Annotated in this window: 23 protein-coding genes and 1 pseudogene; 12 read left to right on the top strand and 12 right to left on the bottom strand. The window is 69.7% G+C overall.

Features of this window, described 5'->3' with window-relative positions; all coding sequences use genetic code 11:
• Positions 1-5: 5 nt before the first annotated feature.
• Together OG272_RS40170 and OG272_RS40175 are read left to right on the top strand one after the other, a co-directional pair.
• Positions 6-269 carry a DUF6158 family protein gene (locus tag OG272_RS40170; protein ID WP_326574819.1) on the top strand — a complete coding sequence of 88 codons (264 nt, stop codon included), beginning with the start codon at positions 6-8 and terminating at the stop codon, positions 267-269.
• Positions 266-853 (top strand): TIGR03086 family metal-binding protein, encoded by a 588-nt coding sequence (locus tag OG272_RS40175; RefSeq protein WP_327726977.1) that lies wholly within the window; start codon positions 266-268, stop codon positions 851-853. The genes OG272_RS40170 and OG272_RS40175 overlap by 4 nt, the downstream gene beginning before the upstream one ends.
• A gap of 141 nt (positions 854-994) precedes the next feature.
• On the opposite strand, the gene OG272_RS40180 is transcribed toward OG272_RS40175, so the two are convergent.
• The 5 genes from OG272_RS40180 to OG272_RS40200 all read right to left on the bottom strand — a co-directional run bounded on the left by OG272_RS40180 (position 995) and on the right by OG272_RS40200 (position 4,828).
• Positions 995-3,100, bottom strand: coding sequence for a catalase (locus OG272_RS40180; RefSeq protein ID WP_327726976.1), 2,106 nt, complete (start codon positions 3,098-3,100; stop codon positions 995-997).
• Positions 3,097-3,642: a type 1 glutamine amidotransferase domain-containing protein gene (locus tag OG272_RS40185; protein WP_327726975.1), complete on the bottom strand. Its 546-nt coding sequence runs from the start codon at positions 3,640-3,642 to the stop codon at positions 3,097-3,099. Before OG272_RS40185 ends, OG272_RS40180 begins: the two co-directional genes overlap by 4 nt.
• Positions 3,624-3,812 (bottom strand): hypothetical protein, encoded by a 189-nt coding sequence (locus tag OG272_RS40190; RefSeq protein ID WP_405895679.1) that lies wholly within the window; start codon positions 3,810-3,812, stop codon positions 3,624-3,626. Before OG272_RS40190 ends, OG272_RS40185 begins: the two co-directional genes overlap by 19 nt.
• Positions 3,813-3,849: 37 nt before the next feature.
• On the bottom strand, positions 3,850-4,290 hold the full coding sequence (locus OG272_RS40195; protein WP_405895680.1) for a CBS domain-containing protein: 441 nt from the start codon (positions 4,288-4,290) through the stop codon (positions 3,850-3,852).
• 91 nt (positions 4,291-4,381) lie between these two features.
• Positions 4,382-4,828 carry a DUF2795 domain-containing protein gene (locus tag OG272_RS40200; protein WP_326574809.1) on the bottom strand — a complete coding sequence of 149 codons (447 nt, stop codon included), beginning with the start codon at positions 4,826-4,828 and terminating at the stop codon, positions 4,382-4,384.
• A 165-nt stretch (positions 4,829-4,993) separates the two neighbouring features.
• Between OG272_RS40200 and OG272_RS40205 the strand changes: the two genes are divergently transcribed.
• Positions 4,994-5,125 carry a hypothetical protein gene (locus tag OG272_RS40205; protein WP_326574808.1) on the top strand — a complete coding sequence of 44 codons (132 nt, stop codon included), beginning with the start codon at positions 4,994-4,996 and terminating at the stop codon, positions 5,123-5,125.
• A gap of 177 nt (positions 5,126-5,302) precedes the next feature.
• Here OG272_RS40205 and OG272_RS40210 read toward each other — a convergent pair whose 3' ends face one another.
• The 4 genes from OG272_RS40210 to OG272_RS40225 all read right to left on the bottom strand — a co-directional run bounded on the left by OG272_RS40210 (position 5,303) and on the right by OG272_RS40225 (position 9,737).
• Positions 5,303-6,721, bottom strand: coding sequence for a hypothetical protein (locus tag OG272_RS40210; protein WP_405895681.1), 1,419 nt, complete (start codon positions 6,719-6,721; stop codon positions 5,303-5,305).
• Positions 6,722-6,955: 234 nt separating this feature from the next.
• Positions 6,956-7,729 carry a maleylpyruvate isomerase family mycothiol-dependent enzyme gene (locus OG272_RS40215; RefSeq protein WP_328224349.1) on the bottom strand — a complete coding sequence of 258 codons (774 nt, stop codon included), beginning with the start codon at positions 7,727-7,729 and terminating at the stop codon, positions 6,956-6,958.
• Between the two features lie 462 nt (positions 7,730-8,191).
• Complete coding sequence (locus OG272_RS40220; protein WP_327726971.1) at positions 8,192-8,908, bottom strand: flavin reductase family protein; 717 nt, start codon at positions 8,906-8,908, stop codon at positions 8,192-8,194.
• Between the two features lie 40 nt (positions 8,909-8,948).
• On the bottom strand, positions 8,949-9,737 hold the full coding sequence (locus OG272_RS40225; RefSeq protein ID WP_327726970.1) for an enoyl-CoA hydratase/isomerase family protein: 789 nt from the start codon (positions 9,735-9,737) through the stop codon (positions 8,949-8,951).
• Between the two features lie 592 nt (positions 9,738-10,329).
• Here OG272_RS40225 and OG272_RS40230 point away from each other — a divergent pair.
• Positions 10,330-10,938 (top strand): CGNR zinc finger domain-containing protein, encoded by a 609-nt coding sequence (locus OG272_RS40230; RefSeq protein WP_328224350.1) that lies wholly within the window; start codon positions 10,330-10,332, stop codon positions 10,936-10,938.
• A gap of 315 nt (positions 10,939-11,253) precedes the next feature.
• On the opposite strand, the gene OG272_RS40235 is transcribed toward OG272_RS40230, so the two are convergent.
• Positions 11,254-11,664: a hypothetical protein gene (locus OG272_RS40235; protein ID WP_328224351.1), complete on the bottom strand. Its 411-nt coding sequence runs from the start codon at positions 11,662-11,664 to the stop codon at positions 11,254-11,256.
• A gap of 62 nt (positions 11,665-11,726) precedes the next feature.
• Here OG272_RS40235 and OG272_RS40240 point away from each other — a divergent pair, with 62 nt between their 5' ends.
• Both OG272_RS40240 and OG272_RS40245 read left to right on the top strand, forming a co-directional pair.
• The gene (locus OG272_RS40240) at positions 11,727-11,891 is read left to right on the top strand and encodes a hypothetical protein (protein WP_327726967.1); all 165 of its coding nucleotides are present in this window, start codon (positions 11,727-11,729) and stop codon (positions 11,889-11,891) included.
• A gap of 747 nt (positions 11,892-12,638) precedes the next feature.
• Positions 12,639-13,574, top strand: coding sequence for an alpha/beta fold hydrolase (locus OG272_RS40245; RefSeq protein WP_405895682.1), 936 nt, complete (start codon positions 12,639-12,641; stop codon positions 13,572-13,574).
• A 293-nt stretch (positions 13,575-13,867) separates the two neighbouring features.
• On the opposite strand, the gene OG272_RS40250 is transcribed toward OG272_RS40245, so the two are convergent.
• On the bottom strand, positions 13,868-14,485 hold the full coding sequence (locus OG272_RS40250) for a TetR/AcrR family transcriptional regulator (protein WP_327726965.1): 618 nt from the start codon (positions 14,483-14,485) through the stop codon (positions 13,868-13,870).
• Positions 14,486-14,644: 159 nt separating this feature from the next.
• Between OG272_RS40250 and OG272_RS40255 the strand changes: the two genes are divergently transcribed.
• The 5 genes and pseudogenes from OG272_RS40255 (at position 14,645) to OG272_RS40275 (ending at position 19,712) form a co-directional block, all read left to right on the top strand.
• Positions 14,645-16,066 (top strand): aldehyde dehydrogenase family protein, encoded by a 1,422-nt coding sequence (locus tag OG272_RS40255; protein WP_327726964.1) that lies wholly within the window; start codon positions 14,645-14,647, stop codon positions 16,064-16,066.
• Positions 16,067-16,264: 198 nt separating this feature from the next.
• Positions 16,265-17,074: an SDR family oxidoreductase gene (locus OG272_RS40260; RefSeq protein WP_327726963.1), complete on the top strand. Its 810-nt coding sequence runs from the start codon at positions 16,265-16,267 to the stop codon at positions 17,072-17,074.
• A gap of 127 nt (positions 17,075-17,201) precedes the next feature.
• Positions 17,202-17,483: pseudogene (locus OG272_RS40265) on the top strand (alcohol dehydrogenase catalytic domain-containing protein); the annotation flags it as partial.
• Between the two features lie 463 nt (positions 17,484-17,946).
• Positions 17,947-18,300, top strand: coding sequence for a hypothetical protein (locus OG272_RS40270; protein ID WP_327750281.1), 354 nt, complete (start codon positions 17,947-17,949; stop codon positions 18,298-18,300).
• A gap of 140 nt (positions 18,301-18,440) precedes the next feature.
• Complete coding sequence (locus OG272_RS40275; protein WP_327726962.1) at positions 18,441-19,712, top strand: aldehyde dehydrogenase family protein; 1,272 nt, start codon at positions 18,441-18,443, stop codon at positions 19,710-19,712.
• 168 nt (positions 19,713-19,880) lie between these two features.
• Here the strand turns inward: OG272_RS40275 and OG272_RS40280 are convergent, their stop codons facing one another.
• Positions 19,881-20,705: an AraC family transcriptional regulator gene (locus tag OG272_RS40280; RefSeq protein WP_327312460.1), complete on the bottom strand. Its 825-nt coding sequence runs from the start codon at positions 20,703-20,705 to the stop codon at positions 19,881-19,883.
• A gap of 303 nt (positions 20,706-21,008) precedes the next feature.
• Here OG272_RS40280 and OG272_RS40285 point away from each other — a divergent pair, with 303 nt between their 5' ends.
• Positions 21,009-21,791, top strand: coding sequence for an MBL fold metallo-hydrolase (locus OG272_RS40285; protein WP_327726961.1), 783 nt, complete (start codon positions 21,009-21,011; stop codon positions 21,789-21,791).
• Positions 21,792-21,814: the final 23 nt, after the last annotated feature.

Genomic DNA, 21,814 nt, shown 5'->3' on the forward strand with positions numbered 1-21,814 from the left:
ACCTCATGGAGGAACACGAAGATCGGGGTACCACCATGACCGGAGTGCACCCGGACCAGCTGGACGACCAGCAGTTGATGAAGGAGCTGGAGTCGATCCACCGCACGCGGCACGACACGCTGCTGCACGGATCGACCGAGGCACTGCGCACCCACAACGAACGGATGGCGCAACTGGAGGGCGAGTACCTGCGCCGCCACCCACGCCGGCCGGTCGTCCCGGGCCGCACACGCCACGGCGCGCGGGATCGAGGACCGGCGACGACATGATCACGGATGCGAGGACGTGTGCGCTGCTCGACCGGCACACGCAGGCTCAGGACCTCTTCGGGGCGCGGGTCCACGCCGTCCGCGACGACCAGTGGGGGGCGGGTACGCCCTGCGCCGAATGGACGGTCCGGGACCTCGTCAACCACCTCGTGTCCGAGCAGTTGTGGGTGCCGTCGCTGGTGCGGGACGGCTGCATGATCGAGGAGGTCGGCGACACGTTCGAGGGGGACCTGCTGGGGCCGGACCCCGCGGCGTCCTGGGACACGGCGGCGCACTCGGCGCGGGAGGCGTTCGCGGGGCCCGGTGCGCTCGAACGTACGGTTCATCTGTCGTCCGGGGACACTCCGGTGACCGCGTACTGCGCGCAGATGGTCGCCGATCTCGTCGTGCACGCGTGGGATCTGTCGCGGGCGATCGGGGCGGACGAGCGGCTGCCGGGGGAGTTGGTGCGGTTCGCGGTGGAGGAGATCACCCCGTACGCCGGGGAGCTGGAGAAGAGCGGGTTGTTCGGGCCGCCGGTGGAGCCGCGGCCGGGCGCTGACGCGCAGACCAGGTTGTTGTGCCTGCTCGGACGCAGGCCTTAGGGCCGTGCAGACCCTCAGGGCCGTGCAGGGCTCGGGCCCTGGTGTGCGTTGCGGGCCGCGGGTGCGTGGGGGTGATCGCGCAGTTCCCCGCGCGGCTGAAAGACCGAAGGGCGCCCCTTGGCCCAAGGGGCGCCCCCGTCGTCAGCAGCGGGCCGGTGGGCGGTCCCAGTGGCGGTGGGCCGCGATCGCTGCCACGAACTCCCTGGTGAAGTCGTCGGCCGCCGCGCCCGGGGCCGTGTCCGTCACGATGCCCCGGTCCGCCACCACCCGGTGGAACTCGGAGGAGAGGCGGACGCCCTCGGGCTGGAGTGCGGCGACGATGCCGACGCCGGAACCGAGGGCGGCGATCGGCTTGCCGTGACGGTAGGCGTCGCGGACGAAGCGCATGGCGTCGGGGTCGGTCGACGAGGACGGCGTGGCGACCGGGCCGCCGGGGAGGAACACCGCGTCGTACAGGACCGACGCGACCGTCGGCAGGGCGCGGTCCACGGTGTACTCCGCGCCGTCCGCGCCGCGTACGGTGCCGTCCTGGGCCGCCAGGGCCTCGACGATCGCGCCCTCGGCCGCCAGCACCTCCCGCACGCCGGTCACCTGCTCGGCGTCCACGCCGTCGGCCACCAGGACGGCGATCCGGCGGGTGCGGATGGAACCGGGGCCGCGCTGCGACTCCAGGCTGAGGGCGGGGGAGGTGAGCTTGTACGGCACCGCCTCGGCGTCCGAGGGCACCGGAACGCCGATGCCCTTCGCCACCTCGGTCGCCAACTCCGGATCCACCTTGGCCAGTTGTCCGACCGTGCGGGCGCGGACGGTGAGCGCGCCGACCTTGCCGAGTTCGAAACGGAAGGCTGCCACGATGTGCTGCTTCTCCCAGGGGGCCATGCTGTTCCAGAACATCGCCGGCTGGCTGTGGTGGTCCTTGAAACTCTCGCTGCGGCGGCGGATCTTGGCGCCGTCGACACGTTCGGCGTAGTGGGTGTAGGCGTTGCCGTCGACGCCCGCGTGGGCCGGGCAGCCGGCGCCGAGGGTGTTCGGGGAGTAGTTCGTGCCGCCGTGGATCGCGGACTGGTGGTAGCCGTCGCGGTGGTTGGTGCGCACCGGGGCCACCGGGCGGTTCACCGGCAGCTGACTGAAGTTGGGGCCGCCGAGGCGGATCAACTGGGTGTCCAGGTAGGAGAAGTTGCGGGCCTGGAGCAGCGGGTCGTTGGTGAAGTCGATGCCGGGGACGACGTTGGCGGTGTGGAAGGCGACCTGTTCCGTCTCCGCGAAGAAGTTCTCGGGGTTGCGGTCCAGCACCATGCGGCCGATCGGCCGTACCGGCACCTGCTCCTCAGGAATGATTTTCGTGGGGTCGAGCAGGTCGAAGTCGAAGGCGAACTCGTCTTCCTCCGGCACGAGTTGGACACCCAGCTCCCACTCCGGGTACTCGCCGGCCTCGATCGCGTCCCACAGGTCCCGGCGGTTGAAGTCCGGGTCCCGGCCCTGGCACTCCTGCGCCTCGTCCCACACCAGCGAGTGCGTGCCCAGCTTCGGCTTCCAGTGGAACTTCACGAACGTGCCCCGCCCGTCGGCGGTGACGAAACGGAAGGTGTGCACGCCGAAGCCCTGCATCATGCGGTAGCTGCGCGGGATCGCCCGGTCCGACATCAGCCACATGATCGCGTGCAGGGTCTCCGGCTGGAGCGACACGAAGTCCCACAGGGTGTCGTGCGCCGACGCGCCCGTAGGGATGTCGTTGTGCGGCTCCGGCTTCACCGCGTGCACGAAGTCGGGGAACTTGATGCCGTCCTGGATGAAGAAGACCGGGAAATTGTTCCCGACCAGGTCGTAATTGCCCTCCGACGTATAGAACTTGGTCGCGAAACCGCGTACGTCCCGCACGGTGTCCGCCGAGCCGCGCGGCCCCTGCACGGTCGAGAACCGTACGAAGACCGGGGTGCGGACCGACGGGTCCTGGAGGAACGCGGCGCGGGTGAACTCCGCGCAGGACTCGTACGGTTCGAAGTAGCCGTACGCGCCCGCGCCCCGCGCGTGGACGACCCGCTCCGGGATCCGCTCGTGGTCGAAGTGGGTGAGCTTCTCCCGGAAGTGGAAGTCCTCCATCAGCGTCGGCCCGCGCTCACCGACGGTCAGGGAGTCGTCGGTGTGGTCGACGGCCACGCCCTGGTCGGTGGTCAGGGGGCCCGACGCCGGGTCGTCCGGGTGGGCGGCCTCACGCTGCCGCTGCTTGCGGTCCATGGGGGAGCTCATCCGGCGGCCTCCTGGGAGAACACATCGAGGAACGCCTCGCAGAACGCCTTGAGGTCGTCCGGTTTGCGGCTGGTGATCAGCTTGCTCGGGCCGTGGCCGCAGATCTTGACCTGCTCGTCGACCCAGGTGCCGCCCGCGTTGCGGATGTCCGTGCGCAGGCTCGGCCAGGAGGTCAGGACCCGGCCGCGGACCACGTCCGCCTCGACCAGCGTCCACGGCGCGTGACAGATCGCGGCGACCGGACGGCCCCGCTCGAAGAACTCCCGGACGAACGACACGGCCTGTCCGTCCATACGCAGGAAGTCCGGGTTGGCCACCCCGCCGGGCAGGACCAGCGCGCCGAACGACTCGGCCGGCTCCTCGCCCACCACGGCGTCCACGGGGAACGTGTCCGCCTTGTCGAGGTGGTCGAAGGCCTGGATCCGACCCGGCTTCGTCGACACCAGCACCGGCTCGTGGCCGGCGTTCTCCGCCGCCTGCCAGGGGTCGGTCAGCTCGATCTGCTCGACACCCTCGGGTGCGGTCAGGAATGCGATACGCATCGCTGCTCAGTCTCCTTTCCTTGGCTCGGTCCCTCGCTCATCGGGCCACCACCCGCAGTGCGCAGCTCCGGGTCCGAAGAGTCCGGTACGTACATGCCGTGCTCCACACCGGACGTGAGGTACTCCACCACCGCCCGGTCGACCCGCTCGCCCGGGCAGATCACCGGCACGCCGGGCGGGTAGGGACTCGCGGGCTCCGACCGCCCCTCAGGTCGGGGCCCCGCCCGGCCAGGTGTCCGGCGCGGCCCGGCTGATGTGGGCGAGCGCCGACCCCGGTTCCTGCGAGACGGCCAGGTCGCCGAGGCTGACCATGCCCACCGGGTGCCCGCGCTCCATGACGGGGAGCCGGCGTATCGCGTGGTCGCGCATCAGCGCGACGGCGGCGGACACCTCGTCGTCCGGGCCGACCACGACCGGGTTCGGGGTGCAGACGGCCTGGGCGCTCACCGTCAGCGGGTCCGCGCCGTCGGCGACGGCGCGCAGCGTGATGTCGCGATCGGTCAGGACCCCGACGACCCGCCCGTCCGTCGCGACGAGCACGTCCCCGATGTCCTGGGCCCGCATCAGCTGCGCCGCCTCGACGAGCGAGGCGTCCGGGCGGACCGCCACCACACCTGGCGTCATGACTTCCCTCACGAACTCGGCCATGGCTCTTCCGGGCCTTTCGTCGCTCCGCCCCGACCGCGGGGGCACGCCCACATCGGCGTGACGCTGCCCGCAGTACCCGCGAGCAGGGGGCCTATGTGTCCCCGTCGTGTGCGGATTCCGTGCCGCCCGCCGGGGGCCGCGACGCACCGCCCCCGGTCTCGTCCTGGGCGTGGACCACCGCCTCCGCGAGCCGGTGGACCGAGTCGTAGCGCTCCTTGCGCGGCAGCCGCTCCAGGGGCTCCACGAGCCCGTCCGGGGCGTGCCGGTCGCGCAGCACACGGATCAGCTCGGCGGGGCCCGCCGGGAAGGACGTACGGCCCAGGACCCGGCCCAGCTCCAGCCGCAGCGCCTCCACCCGGGCGGGCGCACGGCTCGGCGTCACCGGCCCGTACGTGACCTCCGGGTCGTCCTCGGCGTACGGCTCCGGGTCGTGCCATTCCTCCGTCCGGGTGGGGTGCCCAGAACGGAGCAACCCCTGCAGTTCGTGCTTCATCTCGTCGTCGCGGTGGGCGCTCATCCGGTTGCTGCCTCGCTGCATGACTCCCCTCCAGATCGGTTGGTGGCCCCCCGCGTACCCGAAGACCCTGGGCCGACACGGACGCGGCTGACCCGATTCCGTTTGGCGCCCGGGTTTGCCCGTCCGCGCGGGGGAGACCCGGCGAGACACCCCCCACCGCACATTCCCTGGGGAAGGACCGGGCTCATGGCGGTAGTCGCTGTGATCATTCCGCTGCTGATGCTCGGCGTCGTACTGGCGCTGGGCCGCTACGAGGAGATGGTGCTGCCACCCGTCGAGCGGACCGACCGGCCGGAACAGGCCGTGCCGATCCGCTGAACGGGTGACCACGGAGACGGCGCCCGGTGTCCAGGGCCACCGGGCGGGGGCTCCCCGCCGCTCACGACTTCTTTCCGCTGTCGGACGAAAGAAGAAAAGTTCAGTCCCCGTGGCCCTGACCTGGGCACTGAACTCTTCTCTGCATGGAAGGAAGTAGCGACCCTCGCGCGGAACAGTTCAGTGCGCAGCCCACGATCGCACCGGGCCGCCCACCGCACCAGCGGCTCTCGGGTCAGGCTGGGGTCCAGTGCCCTTCTCGTCCAGCCATTCCAGCCCCCACAGTGTCAATGTCCTGGCGGCAGATTCCGGAACGCGATCGTGGAACTTCCGCCGGGCTTCGGTCACCGAGGCCACGCTCAGTCCTTCCCAGCCTCCGGCGTAGACAGGGGAGTCACGGGCTGGGCTGCCTGTGAGGGCTTCCCAGATCCACGCTGCGGCGTGGCGTTGCCGCTGGCGAGTAACGCCCATCTGTACTGGACGGAAGATCGAGAACAGGCTGTCATAAGGGACCTCGAGAAGTTCGGATAGCACTCTCCGGCGAGCGGCGTAGTCAATGGCTCCTCGTTTCCGCAATAGATCGGCCAAAGTGCAAATTCCGTTCCAAAAAGCCTGAGAGTCAGGGATTCGCTGGGTAGTTTTTCCCCAATTCCCTTTGCGGCGCTGTGGAGCGTCTAGCGAGTCTTCGGCTTGGGCCCAAGTCTCTGCCCCGGCCAGGCGAGCGAGTGCGAGGGAGCAGAAGTGCCTGCCGACGACAGGTGTGGTTCCAGGAAGGTGAACGGCCATGACGTTGCGGTAGTCATCAGCGTCTATCAGATTCGGAATATGCCGGAACTCCAGGGCGACGAATGATCCAGTGGGAACGGCGCCGGCGATTCGGTTCTGGTGGGGAACGATCGCAGTCATCATGCGATGCAGTCCCGCCGGGTGCTGGATGCCGCGCAGCGGGTTGCGGCCACTGTGCCTGGTTTGCCGTTCTGCGGCCAACCTGCGCGCCCAAGGAGCAAGATGGCGTGCCCCAGCACCCCAGTCGGAGGCGTTCAGGATGGGTTCCGTGAGTGCAAGGGCGGCGGCAGCTTCGGACGCGGTGCCCGGCATCACGCCGGACCCACCAGGTACCGCGCGAGGGCTCAGTGCGCGCTGTGTGCGGACGGCGGCGAATGCGTCCGCGGCGAACCCGGGAAGTTCCGCGAGTTCGTCATCGTGGACGACTAGTCGCGCAGCTGCCGTCAGGTAGCGCAGAGCATCGAACCATTCGGCGCCGGAGACAGGCTCGCCTGCCAGCCGGGCCGCACCGCCGTCGGCAATGGCGAGCGCGCACTTGCAGATCAACCAACGCATGTGGGACCGAGAGAGTGGGGATGTCTGTGATCCGCTGGCGGCATACTTAGCCGACACCATGACGGGACTCATCGCCCCCACGGTGGTCACCCTGCTGGATGCGGCAGGCGCGCGCTGACGCCGCGTCCTTCCGGAAGCATCCTTGGCCTCCTGGCTCCGCGCCCGGGGGAGGCCGATGGCGGTGAGCGTGCTACCGAGCATGCCGCAGGCAAAGAAACGTGCCGTCCGGTCGGTATCGGCACCCAGCGCCAGATGCACGCTTCCCAGATCCTCATCCAGCCCGCCCGGACGACCTCGCCGAGCAGGTCGTCGCCCTGCGCCCCGCCGGCCGCCACGATGGCGTATCCCTGCATCTGCATGAGAAGCGTTTCGGGGTGCGTCGAAATCAGCCGCGGTTAAGCGTTCGCCATTGCTCGAAGGGCTGGCGGGCTCCCGTCCTCATGGTGGGAGGCGACGGTCAAAGAGGCCGTCGGCGCCAGTCTGCTCGCTCGCCTATGGCGCTGTGAAGAGCATCGGGAAGCGCAGGCCCAGCCACGGTTTGCGGCCCCAGACGACGACCTTGGCGCGGGCCATGGCGGTGGGGGCGGTCCAGCGGCCCAGGGCGAGGAGGAGGAAGGCGATGGGGGCGATGGCGATCGTGCAGTCGGGCCGCCGGGGCGGGGTGTCGGTGACCGTGGGCACGCCGTCCGCGAAGGTGACGGCGAAGCGGTCGCGGGCGATCCGCAACAGATAGCACGCGTGGTGGCCGGCCGCGTCGGCGTTCACAGCACGCGGCATGGCCAACCGCATGAACGGCAGCGTGAACGCGACTACTTCCCGGTTGACCATGTGGGGCCCGCGCAGCGCGACCGCGATGTCGTATCCGTGCCCGAGCAAGTGCGTGAGCAGGTACGAGCCCAGGGTCGCCATGTCCATCGGCCCCATCGGCGTCAGCACCGCCTCCCGCGGGCTACGGCCGGCCGCGGTCGCAACGAAGGCTCGGGCGGTATCCGCGATCTCCGCGCCGAGGACCGCCGGATCCCGCTGCGGGAAGACGGCCAGAGCCGCACGGTTGGCCGCCGCGAGGCCGCTCGGCGTCCCATCGCCGTACGGGCGGTCCTCTCCCGCCCCGATGTCCGCCATCAGCTTCCCCGCCAGCGCGAGATGAGCCGCCGCCTCCCCTACCGTCCACTCTGCGCCCGGCAGCGGCGTGTGCGGGTCGGCCCCTGCCTGGAGCAGCTCCGCGATCCGGTCGGCAGTGGCGACAATGGCGTCCTCGGGTGTCATGAACGCGATCGTGTCTGCGCTCGGACCTGCTGTCCAGTGTCTTGCCGGCCCCGCTCTCCGCCTGTACACAGCTTCCTGGGCGCGAAGGGCGCTTTGGCCGATGCGATCATGCGGGAGTTCGGTCACGCTGCCCCTGGCGACCAGCTTGGTTCTCGACGTCCCAGGAGTCCTTGGGTGGCGAGTCGGGGGGAGAGAAACGGGGGCCCGCCTCCAGCCCGACTGTGCGGTCGCCCTGCTCGGTGAGCCGAAGGGCGGGGACGGACCGCCGTAGCCGAACCCGCGATGATCACGGCGACATCGTGGGTGGAAGCGTCGTTCTGCTCCTCCTGATTCGGCAGGAGTTCATCCGCGACACGTGCTTCCTCATGGAGGCCGGGTGAGGTCCGGTGGGGTCGCCACGAGACGTCGGTCAATCGGCGAGCCGGTCCCCGCAGGCAGGGTCACCGCGTCCCACCCTCACTGTCAGTCGAGGGTGGTGGTGGACCCGGACGGCGACCAGTGGGGCGTGTCGATCGGCGAGTAGTACGTGTCCTTCTGGTCCAGGCGCTCCATCCGGCGTTCGGAGTGCTCCTTGATCACCTCAGGGTCGAGCGGCGTCTCGAACGCGTTGTTCACGAGGGTGTATTCGGCGGCGAGTCGTCCCACCGGAGCGATGGCACCGAAGTCGATCCGGCCACCCACATAGAGGTCATCTCGGATGTAGAAGCGCACCACATTGCCCCAGACGGCGTTGTTGAGTCCGTCGGGCGCCGAGAAGATGTGCTCGACGGTGCACTCGAACGCGATCGGCGCGCCCTTGATACGGGGCGGGCGAACGGCCTCGGACGGCACCTTCTCCAGCCCGACCGCGTCGAACTCGTCGACGTCGGGCTCGAACTCGAAGGCGCTGCGGTTCAGCCCGTCGATCTGCGGCAGGGTGGCCATGTTGGTGACGAACTCGCCGGTGTCCCGGATGTTGACGAAGCTGTCCTTGAGCGTGGCACCGTCCGAACGCGGCTGGAACGACAGCGAGATCCGCGGCGGCTTGCGCCCGACGACCGTGAAGAAGGAGATAGGAGCCAGGTTGCCCACGCCCTCGGTGGACAGGGTGCTCACCCAGGCGATGGGGCGGGGGATGACGCTGCCGATGAGCAGCTTGTAGGCGGACTTCGCGTCCAGGTCGGCGGAATCGATGATCATGTGGTGTCCTCTGGCTGGCGGCGAGTGGGGGAGCGGGGGATCAGCGGCCCTTGAAGGGCAGGACGGGCCGGGGGCGGCCCTCCTTGAGGGCCTTGGCGGCGGAGACCAGGCCGTCCTTGACGTCCTCGGTCTCGAAGAGAGGGACGGCCAGGTCGAACAGCTGCCGGTCGGCGGCAGGGATGCCGCCTGTGGCCCAGGCGCGCAACAGGGCCTTGTGCACGACGTGCGCCCGGGTGGGGCCTTCGGCGATCTTTTGGGCGAAGGCCTCGGCTTCGGTGCGCAGTTCGTCGTCGGGGACGACACGGTTGATGACCCCGGCCTCGGCCATGACCGTGGCGGGTACCTGCTCGGAGGTCAGTGCCCATTCGAAGGCGCGGGCCCGGCCGGCCCGTTCGGCCACGCGGTGGATCCCGCCGAGGAGGGTGACGATGCCGAGCGACTGCTCGGGATGGCCGAAGCGGGCGCTCTCGGCGGCGAGGATGATGTCGGCCCGCAGCGCGAGCTCGAAGCCGCCGCCGTAGCACAGCCCCTGCACCGCGGCCACGACCGGTATCGGGAGCTGCTCGAACCGGTTGATCACGGACAGAGCGTGGTCGAAGTCGGCCCGCAGGCTTGTGCGGTCGGTGTCGACCCAGGGCCGGAAGTCGCCACCGTAGCTGAAGTCGGGTCCCTCGGCCCGCAGTACGACGGCGCGGGCCTGGCTGCGCGTGAGGGCGTCGACGATCTCGCTGAGCTCCTGGGTGAACTCGGGCGCGAAGCGGTTCTGCGGAGGATTGTCGAGGACGATCGTGGCGACATCGCCATCGATGGAGTGGGTGAGAACAGGCATGACATTTCCTTGGCTCTGGACAGTACGGGCGGGCTCGCGGCCCATCAAGTGAGGCGGTCGCGAAACCGGTTGGGGCGGATTGCGCGACGGTGGGGAAGTGCGTGCTGTGCGGGGCGAACTGGCCTCCGCCGCCGATGAGTGTCAGCCGGCCGGGTTTCAGGACCTGTCCGCGGCGCGCCGGCGCGGGCCCGTCAGCGATACCAGGTCAAGAACGCGTCGAGGTGTGCGGCGATCGCGCCGAGCCGCTCCAAGCGCGTGGCTGCTCTGTCGACGACGGCAGTGCGGGCGGTATGGGGGCGTGATGGCACGACGGGGCCGACACGTTCCACGGTGACGCGGGGGTCATCGGCGGCGCGACAGCGGTGCCGCCACGGTTCTCCCGCTCCGGAGCGCCATGAGGTTCCTGGGCGCTGTGGAGGCTGACGAGCTCATGAGCGACACCCTTCGTGTGGCTGCGTTGCCGATCCAGCTAAAAGGACTGTACGCCGGTAGCTCATTTCATTTCAAGGTGGCAGGGGGTGTCGTACTCTGAGGCAGTGGCCACATGGCCACGGTCATGTCGGCCATGACGACGAGTGAAGGGGGCAGGGCCATGGCGTGGTCCGCATCCACGCGGTACGAAGTCGAGCCCGCTCCCCTCGGGCTGGCGCTGGTGCACGACCTGCTCAACACCATCTCCGCCGGCCGCCCCCGGGCAGCAGATCTTCTGGACGACCTCGCCGACGCGCAGGCATGGGCCGACCAGGCGCTGGAGTGCTGGGCCCAGGAGACGGCGCAGGCCGCCGCGCAGGTGCGGCTCACCGAGAACGATCTCGAAGAACTCCGCGGCCTGCGTGCCGAGTTGAGGCGGCTTCTCGCCGCACCGGACGGCGACGGCCCACGCGGCGACGACACTGACGTGGCGCCCGCCGTTCACGTCGCGGCGGCGGCCTTGCGGATGGACCGCAGCGGGCGGGTCGTCCTGGAGCCGCGCGGACAAGGCTGGCGATATGTGGCCGCCCTGGTGCTCCTCGAGATGTTCCAGGCCCAGCAGGCGGACACCTGGCGCCGGCTCAAGATCTGCCGCAACGCCCGTTGCACGACGGCCTTCTTCGACCGCTCCCGCAACAACAGCGGCGTGTGGCACTCCACCAAGACCTGCGGCAACCCGGAAAACCTGCGAGCCCACCGGGCGCGTCAGCGCGTGCGGACCGCCGGGTAGGAGGCCAGGGTTTGTGATCCGCCCGTTGTCCCTCTCGCGGTTCGGCTGAGGCGATCCCGCCAGAGCGTCAAGAAATCCTCAGTCCTCATGCATCACCGTGACCCGCGCGAGGATCAGGGTGGTGGACCGCTCGCGGTGGCGGGCCGCAGGCCATCCGCGGTGGGGCGTCCGTCGAAGAGAAACGCGGCTGCCGCGCCCGGGCGCGGCAGAACCCACCGAAGGCTCGTCTGCGGGCGGCCGGCGGCAGCCTCGCAGGCTTCGTACGCGCGACAGGGGCGCCCGACGCCAGGCACCCCTGTCCGTCAGCGCGCGGGATCAGGGCGAGACACCGTCCCTTTCCAGCAGGTCCTCCAGGTGGGAGGCGAGAAGGGAGACCGCGGCGCGGTTGTCCTGGTCGGTCATCTGCTGGAGATCGCTGAGCACCGACCCCAGGCGCGAGCCGAGCAGCCATTCGAACAGGGCGGGTGAGCCGGACCACCGGTGCAGCCGCTCCATGCGTGTGCCGAAGAAGGACAGCAGGTCGCGCGAGGAGCTGATATTGAGCACCGGCGGGGCCAGGCTGTTGCGGGAGTCCTCGTCGAGGTCGAGGCACTCGAGCTGCCCGGCGATGGCGGCACTGGGTGCGAGCAGGCACGGCACCAAAGCCTGGAGTGTGATCGCGCTGTCCTCGAAGACGGGTTTCGGCGGTTTCTGCGTGAGACCGTCCGCCGAGCAGTCGATGTACACCGTCCCCGGTGGCGATTGAACACTGCCCTCGTCGAGCCGGACGCCGGCCGAGTCGATGCGGCGTGCCGCCCGGCGAGAGCGTCGGCTGCGCGGGAGCACTCGCCGCCGCCGGCGTGACCTGCTTCGCGTATGCCCGTCTGGAGTGGGTCGCCTGCGATGGCAAGCGCTCCGTGGCGGAGCTCCTCGACCTCGCCATGGACGCCGTTTCTCCGCTGTCCGGGCCGTAGCACCTCCGGCGGCCACCCGGCCTGGCTCACCGCAACCGCGCGGCTCGCGGCACGGCTAGGTCGAACAGGTGCTGGTCGGCGGTTGCGATGCCGCCGGCGGCCCGGGCGCAGCAACGCGTTGTGCACGGCGTGCGCCCGGCGTGGCCTACAGCGATCTTCCGGGCTGAGGGCTCGGCTTGGGTCTGCGTGGCCCCGTCCGGGGCCACGCGGTCGACTCGATGGTCTCCGCCTCGGCCATGACGAAGGCGGTGACCTGTTCCCGACTGCCCGGTCCGGACGTGCAGGCCCGCGACGGGCGGTCCAGGTGATGGCTGGCGGTGCTACGCGTGCGTCGGTCAGGCCGAGACGTCACGTCCGTGCGGCCGGTCGGTGCGTACGGCGGCATCGAGGACGTCGGTGGGGACGGCGTCGAGGAGCAGTTCGGCGCTGCGGAACATCGTGAAGGCGCCGACCTCGTCGCCGGTGCCCCACGAGATGTGGATGCCACCGTCGCGACAAGGTCCCGTTCCTGTCCAGTCCGGCGGGAGTCTTCCGACGGCCGGATACCCGCTGACATGACTGTGATCTATTTGCTCATCTCAAGAGCTACTTGAGCAACATAATCAAAAGGCTTACGCTCATTGCATCCAGTGCAGATCCTCGAGCTCGGGGCAGCCGCTCTTTCGGCTGGAGCAGAACACGCAACCCACTACTCGGTCCGGGCCTGCGGGACCGCGCCGCCGCCAGGGCGGCTTGGAGGTCGAACGCATGACACAGGTGACCCAGCGACCGCCGTTTGTCGAGGGCTCCTCGACCGGCACGTCCCACGCGGCCGATCGTGTCCGTCATCGGACGGTTCAGGCCGGCAGGCTGGAGGTTCCGATCCTCGAGGCCGGCAGCGGGCCACTCGTTCTGTGCCTTCACGGGTTTCCCGACCACGCCGCCAGCTGGGCAGGACTTCTCGACCGCCTTGCACAGGAAGGGTATTGGGCGGTAGCACCCGCACAGCGTGGATACTGGCCCGGTGGCGCGGCACCCGACGGCTCCTATCGCGCGTCCGCGACCGGCCAGGACGTCCTCACCCTGATCGAAGCGCTCGGGCGTGAGCAGGCGGACCTCATCGGTCACGACCTCGGCGCCCGGGCGGCGTACGCGGCAGCCGGCCTCGACGCGACGCGTGTCCGCAAGCTTGTCGGCATGTCGGTTCCCTACGGCCCTCAACTGCGCACCGCATGGGTCACCGACGGCGACCAGCAGCGACGCAGCTGGTACATGTTCTTCTTCCAGACGGCCATGGCGGAGGCGGCCGTCGAGTTCGACGACTTCGCCTTCATCGACCGGCTCTGGTGGGAATGGTCGCCCGGCTACGAGCTGCCGGACGCGGAGCGGGTCGCGCTCAAGGGGACCCTCCGTGCGCCAGGAGTCCTGGCCGAGACCCTGGGCTATTACCGCCAGTTGTTCACGCCTCCCGCCGACGAGGGGACCCAGGCTGCGGAAGCCCGGGCGAGCGGTGCCATCACCGTCCCGTCCCTCTACCTCCACGGGGCCGACGACAACTGCATGTCCGTGGAGTTGAGCGACGGCATGGAGGCCGTGTTCACGAGCGGCTTCGAACGCGTCGTGGTGCCCAGCGCAGGGCACTTCCTGCACCTCGAGCAGCCCAAGGCCGTCGCCGACCACATCCTGGGCTTTCTGAACAGCTGACTGCCGCCCCCGGCCGGTCGGAGGGCACTGTCTTCGTCCTCTTCCTCGTGCCCGTGCTGCTCTGCGAGGCCATATGAAGGGGGAGCTTTGAGCGCAGCCGTCAGTCGTGGGCAGCGACAAGGTCCTTTGCTCCGCCCGACGCCCGACGCTCCGAGGTGCGCGGCGCAGTCGGACACCAATCTCGGTGGCCCCGGGCCGTCTTCCGGGGGACGGTCCGCCGCCGGCGGCGTCGCTGCGCGAAAGGCGGCCCGGTGAACGTGCCCTTCTCGGGCGCGTTCGGGGGCCGCCTTCGCTCAGGCGTGCCCTTTGTGCCCGACGGCGCGCAGGAGAAAGGGCAGGAGGCGGTCGGCGGTCTCCGCCGCGGTCGCCGCGTCCACCTGGTCCGGCGGCAGAGGGGTGAGGAAGAACCTGCTGACCATGGGACCGAGGACCAGGTCGCCGAGCAGGTCGGCATGCTCCACCGGCGGGATCTCGCCCCGCTCCGCCGCACGCTTCGTGATCTCCTCCATGCGTCGGCGCATGGGCAGCACGAACGTGTTCGTGAGGGCCTCGGCCAGCGGGGTGTTGTGCCGGGCCTCCCCGATCAATGTCTGCAACACCCCTCCTTCCTTCCCGGTCAGGGAAGCCGCCTTGTCCCGGAGCAGGGCGCGGAGGTCGCCTTCGAGTGTGCCGGTGTCGGTGTGTGTCGTGAGTTCCTGGGCGTAGGCGGCGGCAGCGTCGACGACCATGACCTCCTTGGACGGCCAGCGGCGGTAGAGAGTGGCGGTGGACACTCCGGCGCGGGACGCGACGGCGGCAGTGGTGAGCGTGCGGTAGCCGCTCTCGGTCAGGACGGCCATGGTCGCCTCCAGCAGCGCACGGTCGCGGGAGGCATCGCGGGGGCGTCCCCGGCGTGCCTGAGCCTCGGTCATCGGACGGCTCCCGAAGAAATCCGGCGGGGCGTATGGGCGGCGGAGCGCACTGGTTGGGCGGGCTGCCATACGGAACGTTGAGTAAGGGTGCGGTAGGTCACACGACAAGTGTACAAGCTTACGAAACGAAATGCTTTCGTTTCGTATATGCTCCTCGGTATGAACACCAACGCACCCACCGGCGGTCAGCCGGACATCGCCGTTAAGGCGGCCTCTGCGGCGGGGACCGTCGCGCGACTGCGGGCCACGTTCAACACCGGCCGCACCAAGCCCGTCGCCTGGCGGAGGCAGCAGCTGCAGGCGTTGAGGCGTCTGCTGACGGAGCATGAGGACGTGTTCGTCCAGGCGCTGCAGACCGACCTCGGCAAGAGCGCGACCGAGTCGCGCATGACGGAGATCGGCTTCCTGGTCAGGGAGATCGACCACACCCTGAGTCATCTCGACCGGTGGCTGCGTCCGAAGAGAGCCTCCGTGCCCCTGTCGCTCATGCCGTCCCGGGCCTGGACCGTGCGTGAGCCGCTGGGTGTCGTGCTGGTCATCGCGCCCTGGAACTACCCGCTCAATCTGGCGCTCGCGCCGGTCATCGGTGCCCTGGCCGCCGGCAACGCCGTCGTCCTCAAGCCCAGCGAGGTGGCCCCCTCGACCTCGGCCGTGCTCGCCCACTGGCTGCCCCGGGTCCTGGACCCGCAGGCCGTGGCTGTCGTCGAGGGCGGCGTGCCGGAGACGACCGCCCTGCTGGAACAGCGCTTCGACCACATCTTCTACACCGGCAACGGCGCGGTCGGGCGCATCGTGATGACCGCCGCGGCCCGTCATCTCACCCCGGTCACCCTGGAGCTGGGCGGCAAGAGCCCCGCCGTCGTCGAACCCGGCACCGACCTCGCGACGGCCGCCCGCCGCATCGCCCTGGGCAAGTTCATGAACGCGGGCCAGACCTGCGTCGCACCCGACTACGTGCTGGCGATAGGTGAGGCGGGCGCCGAGATAGAGGCCCACCTGACGCAGGCGGTCCGCGAGATGTACGGCACCGATCCGGCTCGCAGCAACGACTACGGCCGTATCGTCAACGAGCGCCACTTCGACCGGCTGACCGGCCTGCTGAACGACGGCCGGACCGTCGTCGGTGGCGACCACGACCGCGACGCCCGCTACATCGCCCCGACCGTGCTGGCCGACGTCGACCCCGACTCCCCGGTGATGCGCGACGAGATCTTCGGCCCCATCCTGCCCGTCGTGCGCGTCCCCGACCTGGACGCTGCCATCGCCTTCATCACCGGAAGGGACAAGCCGCTGGCCCTGTACGCCTTCACCGCGTCCAAGCGCTCCAAGCGGCGCCTGACCGCGGAGACGTCCTCCGGTGGCCTGGCCTTCGGCCTCTCGCTCCTCCAGCTCGGCGCGCTCGACCTGCCCTTCGGTGGCGTCGGTGAGAGCGGCATGGGCCGCTACCACGGCTCGTACTCGCTGGACACCTTCAGTCACCTCAAGTCCGTCCTCGACAAGCCGCTCAAGCCGGACACGCTGGGCGTGGCCACCCCGCCCTACACCCGCGGCAAGGACCGCATCCTGCGACGCATCACGTGAGCCGGATCGGCCACGAGCAAGAGGGTGCGGCGCGTGATCACCCCCCCCGCAACCAGGAACGACCAGCCTGAACGTCACGACCATCGCCGAGGCGGGCCTCCGGGCCCGTCCTGGCACCGGATGACGGTCGCCGACCGTCGCAAGGATGAAAGGAGCAGGGGAAGAGGCACCCGCGAGGGCGCCGCCTCCCCGACCGCCATGAACAAGATCGACTACCGCACCCAGACCACCTTGATCACCGGGGCGAGCGCCGGACTCGGCGCGGAGTTCGCCCGCCTGCTCGCCGAGCGCGGCTCGGACCTCGTGCTGGTCGCCCGCCGCGCGGACCGGCTGGAGGCCCTGGCCGACGAGCTGTCCGCGAAGTACCAGGTCACCGTCACGGCGGTGCCCTTCGACCTCACCGTGCCAGCCGCCGGCGAAGCACTGGCCAAGGAGGTGGGCCGGCGCGGGATCACCGTCACCAGCCTCGTCAACAACGCCGGGTTCGGCACCCACGCCCCCTTCCGCCAGGAGGACGCGGAACGCGTCCAGCAGGAGATCGGCCTGAACGTGGCCAGCCTGGTCGACGTCACCAAGGCGTTCATCGACCAGCTGACCGGATTCCTGGTCAACGTCGCCAGCTCCCTCGGGTACCAGCCGTGGCCGAACGCCGCCGTCTACGGGGCGACCAAGGCCTTCGTGCTGAGCTTCACCGAAGCGCTGTGGCAGGAATCGCGAGGGACCGGCCTGCGCGTGCTCGCCCTCTCTCCGGGCCCGACCCGCACCGAGTTCTTCGACACGCTCGGCTCCGACGACATGGCCCGCGGCGTCCGGATGCAGACCCCGCACCAGGTGGTCGCCACCGCACTGCGCACGCTGGACCGGCGCAACCCGCCCCCCAGCGTCGTCTCCGGCACCTTCAACTGGGTGACCACCCTGACCTCGCGCTTCACCACCCGCCGAGCCAACGTTCTGGCCTTCGGTGCGCTGACCAAGTGGCAGATGCGCTCGAGTGGGCCCAGCCACTGACACGCCTGAGCTTCGCGACGGCACCGGCCCGTGCGAACACGGTGCCCACCCAACCCCCCTGCCCATGGCTCGCCGTGCCCGTCACCGAGCCGATCTGTAGGGGAATCATGCACAGAAAGAGACCGCCATGAAGGTGAAGGCTGCCATCGCGACCGCCAAGGAACAGCCGCTCGTCATCCAGAACGTCGAGATCGACGAGCCCCGCCCTGACGAGGTGCAGGTTCGCCTGGTCGCCACCGGTGTCTGTCACACCGACGCGATCGTGCGCGACCAGTGGTACCCCACGCCGCTTCCGGCGGTACTCGGCCACGAGGGCGCGGGCATCGTGGAGAAGGTCGGCTCCGCGGTCACCGGCATCACGCCCGGCGACCGCGTCGTGCTCAGCTTCGCCAGCTGCGGTGCCTGCGCCGGCTGCAACGCCGGCCACCCCGCCTACTGCACCGACTTCGCCATGCGCAACTTCGGTGGCGCTCGCCCGGACCGCAGTACGGCCTTCCGTGCCGAGGACGGCTCCGCCGTCTCCTCCCACTTCTTCGGACAGTCCTCCTTCGCCGGCGTGACGAACGTCGCCGCGCGGAGCGTGGTGAAGGTGTCCGAGACCGCCCCGCTCGACATCCTCGGCCCGCTCGGCTGTGGCGTCCTGACCGGCGCGGGCGCCGTGCTCAACGTGCTCAAGCCGACGCCCGGCTCGAGCTTCGTGCTCTTCGGTACGGGCGCGGTCGGCCTCTCCGGCCTGCTCGCGGCAGTGGCCGCAGGCGCCACGACCGTGATCGCCGTCGACATCGTCGACAGCCGCCTCGAGTTCACCAAGAGCGTCGGCCACGCACACGATCAACAGCAGGAACGAGGACCCGGTCGCCCGCATCAAGGAAATCACCGGAGGCGGCGCGGACTACGCACTGGACGCGACGGGCAACAAGGTCGTCTACCGCCAGATGATCGACTCGATGGGCCTGCTCGGCCACGCCGCGATCGTGGGCTTGGCAAAGCCCGGTACCGAGTCGCCCGTCGACATCGGCAGCTCGATGCTCACCGGTGCCAGCGTGACCTTCGTCCTTGAGGATGACGCCGTGCCTCAGGTGCTGATTCCGCAGCTGATTGCTCTCTACGAGGCCGGCAGGTTCCCGTTCGACAGACTCATCAAGCACTACGACTTCGAGGACATCAACCAGGCCTTCGAGGACAGCGAGGGCGGGGTCACGCTCAAGCCGGTGGTCACCTTTTGAGCACCCGGCACGGGAGAGAGCGGCGACTCTTTCCCTTGTCCAGCGGAAACCGGGCGGTTTACAGTGACACCGCCTCGGGATTGTTGAACGATCCTCCTGTCACCCGACGCGTAGTGCGCCTGGACCACGAAGGGACCGATGTGAGCAGGAACGAGATGAGCGTGCCCCGCTCCGTCCAGGAGGCGGTGCACGCCTGCGCGGTCCGGGCGACGCAGGGCTCGGCGGCCTTGGCCAGGGCGTCGGACGAGGAGATCGACGCCGCCCTGCGGGCCATGGCGGAGCGACTGCACACGTCGCGCGACCTGCTGACAGCGGCGAATCAGGCCGACCTGCGAGCGGCCGCATCGAGCGGGATGTCGGCGGCACTGCAGGATCGCCTGCGGTTGACCGGCCCGCGGCTCGAGGACATGGCCGCGGCGTTGCGCACACTGGCGGACGTGCCGCACGAGGCGCGGGACAGGGTTCTCGAGGAGCGTCCCGACGGGCTGGTCCTGCTGGAGCGCCGCCGCCCGGTGGGGGTTATCGGCGCGAACTTCGAGGCGCGACCGAATGTGACGCTCGACGTCGCCTCCCAGTTCCTCAAGTCCCGCAACGGCGGCGTACTGCGCACCGGTTCAGCGGCCCTGCGCTCCTCCCAGGCCCTGGTCACTCACGTGATCACGCCCGCTCTCACCGACGCGGGACTGAACCCGGACGCCATCCAGCTGGTGCCGAGCGAGGACCGAGCAGCGGCATACGCGTTGGTGTCGCTGCCTGACACCATCCCCTTGGTCATCCTGCGCGGCAGCGGCGACAGCACCCGGGAGCTCGGCCGAGAGGCCGCCCGCCACGGTGTGCGCACGCTGGCCCACGCGGACGGCGGCGCAGTGCTCTACGTGGCCCCAGACGCCGACGAGAAGCTGGTGCACGAGCTGGTCACCAGCAGCCTGGACCGGCTGGGCGTCTGCAACCGGCTCAATCTGCTCCTCATCGACCGGGCCGTCCATGACAAGCTGCTGCCGGGCATTCTCAAGACCCTCGAAGACCTGGGCATCGCCGCATCGCTGCCGCCGCACGCCCACCCGCGCGGCTACGAGTGGTCACTGGACTCCGAGCATGCGGCAACGGTGACGATCGACGAGGCGGACGGCCCGGTCCAAGCCGCACGGATCGCCAACGAGGAGACCTCCGGACTGGCGGCCGCCATCGCCACCCACGACCCGGACACCGCAGCCCGGTTCATGGACGCCTACGGTGGCTCAGGCGTCTTCTGGAACTCCACCACACGCCTCCTCGACGGCTTCAAGCTTCTGCGCCTGCCGGAAACCGGCATCAACATCGACCGCGTCCCCGGCCCCCGCGGCCCCGTCACCTACCGCGACCTGTACCTGCGCCAGTACATGGTTCGACCCGCGGCGTCCCCGCACAGGTGAGCGGATGCCGCATCGAGACGCGGTCACCCTTCATCGCCCGGATTTCGGAGGCTGAGCCAGTCAGGCTTTTGGCCCACGGGAATGGAATTTGTTGCTCGTGACTCCAACGGGCTGGCGCCCGAAGGAGCCCGCGCCGAACTCGTTCACGCAGTCAGCTGGCGTGGGCGGCTACGCAGGCGGCGACGCACGTTGGGAGGCGCGGAAGGCCAGGGGGGTCTGGCCGGTGTGGCGTTGGAAGAACTTGCCGAAGTGGGTGGCGCTGGTGAAGCCGAGGTGGGCTGCGATGGTGGAGGCGGGTTCGGTGCCGTGGGCGAGGAGCCGCTTGGCTTCCAGGGTGAGGCGCTGGTCGAGGTAGTCCTTGGCGCTGAGGCCCGCCGCGGTCTGGGTGGCGCGGGTGAGCGTGCGGGTGGAGTAGCCGAGTTCGCGGGCGTAGTCGTCGATGCGATGAGTGCGGGAGAGACCTCGTTCGACAGCGTCGCGAAAGCGCAGGAAGGGCTCGGGGGCGGATTCCTCAGCCTGGCCGTGCTGCTGCAGGTGGGCCAGGCGCAGGAGTACGACGTCGAGCAGGCGGTGCAGCAGGGCGGTGTGCACCGGCAGCGGATGGCGGTCCCACTGGGAGAACTCCGCGGCCAGTTGCTCGGCCGCAGTCGCCAGTACGGGGGCCTCCGAAGGATCGGGGCTGTACAAGGGCATCGGGGCGGTGCCGGTGCCGAGCCCGGCCAGTTCCGCGGTTTCGGGGGCGACGAAGTCCTCCTGGAAGAAGATCAGGACGGCCTCGGCCTGGTCGGGGTTCTGCCACTGGTGTACCTGGCCGGGCCGGATCCACAGCCAGGAACCGGGCGGCAGTACGTACCCGGTGAAGTCGACGCGGTGGCGCAGGGTGCCGGCGGTGACCAGCATCAGGGCGTGGAAGTCCTGCCGGTGCGGGGTGGCGATGTGCCAGGGCCAGTCACGGGTGCGGTCGCGGAAGTCGGCCAGGGTCATGACCTCCATGCCCGCAGGGGTTCCGGCCGGAGGTTGGAAAACCACCTTCGGCAGGCCCGTCTCCCGCCGACCATGCTTCTGCCGCGCTTGTCGCCTGTGGACCATCACGAGACCGCAGCGTACCTCGCTGGACCTTCGGTTCCGGCCCAGTATGGAGTTGTTCCAGGGGCGCGGGCCCGTGGAGTGGAAAGCCAGCGGAAAGCCGACTGTGTCCGTTGCGGCCGATAGCCGGTCGCGAGCCGGCCGTCAGCGATCCGCCCCTCCCCGCGTCCCCTCATCACCGCTCATCCACCTTCCGACAGGAGCACAGTCATGCACGGCACCCTCACGGTCATCGACAAGGGCCAGGTCCGCATCCACAGCTACGTCTCGCCCGAGGACGGCCTGGGCGTCACCACCCAGCTGATCGAGACGCCGTCGCGGATCATCGCCGTCGACGCGCAGTTCGTCCTGGCCTACGCCGACGAGGTCGTCGCCTACGCCAAGAGCCTTGGCAAGCCCCTTGACCGCCTCGTCATCAGCCACGCGCATCCGGACCACTACCAGGGCGCAGCCCGCTTCGGCGTCCCGGTGCACGCCCTGCCGGAGACCACCGCGGAGATCGTCGCCATGGGCGCCAAGACGGATCTGCCCACCGGCACCGCGATCCCGCTCGCCGACATGACTCCGACCGTGGAGATCACCCCGGGCACCGAGGTCATCGACGGCATCCCGTTCGTGTTCGAGAAGGTCACCGGCGGCGAGATCCACACCACCCTCGTGATCAAGCTGCCCGAGCAGGGTGTCCTGGTCGCTCAGGACGTCGTCTACAACCACACCCACCTGTGGTTCCTGGACAAGGACTTCGACGGCTGGCAGGCCAACATCGACCGCTTCGCGGCCGAGACCGAGTACGACACCATCCTGCCCGGCCACGGCGAGCCGACCACCCCAGCCGTCTGGGCCGAGCTCACCGACTACGTCAACGCCGGCCGGGAGCTACTCGGTGACGACGGCGACGCCTACAAGAAGGCCATCACCGAGCGCTACCCCGCCTACCAGGGCGCAGCCCTCATCGACGTCGCCAACGCCTACATGTTCGGCCCCAGGAATTGAGTCAGTCCGACCTTCCAGGAAAG

The sequence above is a fragment of the Streptomyces sp. NBC_00104 genome (genome assembly GCF_045160825.1).
Taxonomy (GTDB): Bacteria; Actinomycetota; Actinomycetes; order Streptomycetales; family Streptomycetaceae; genus Streptomyces.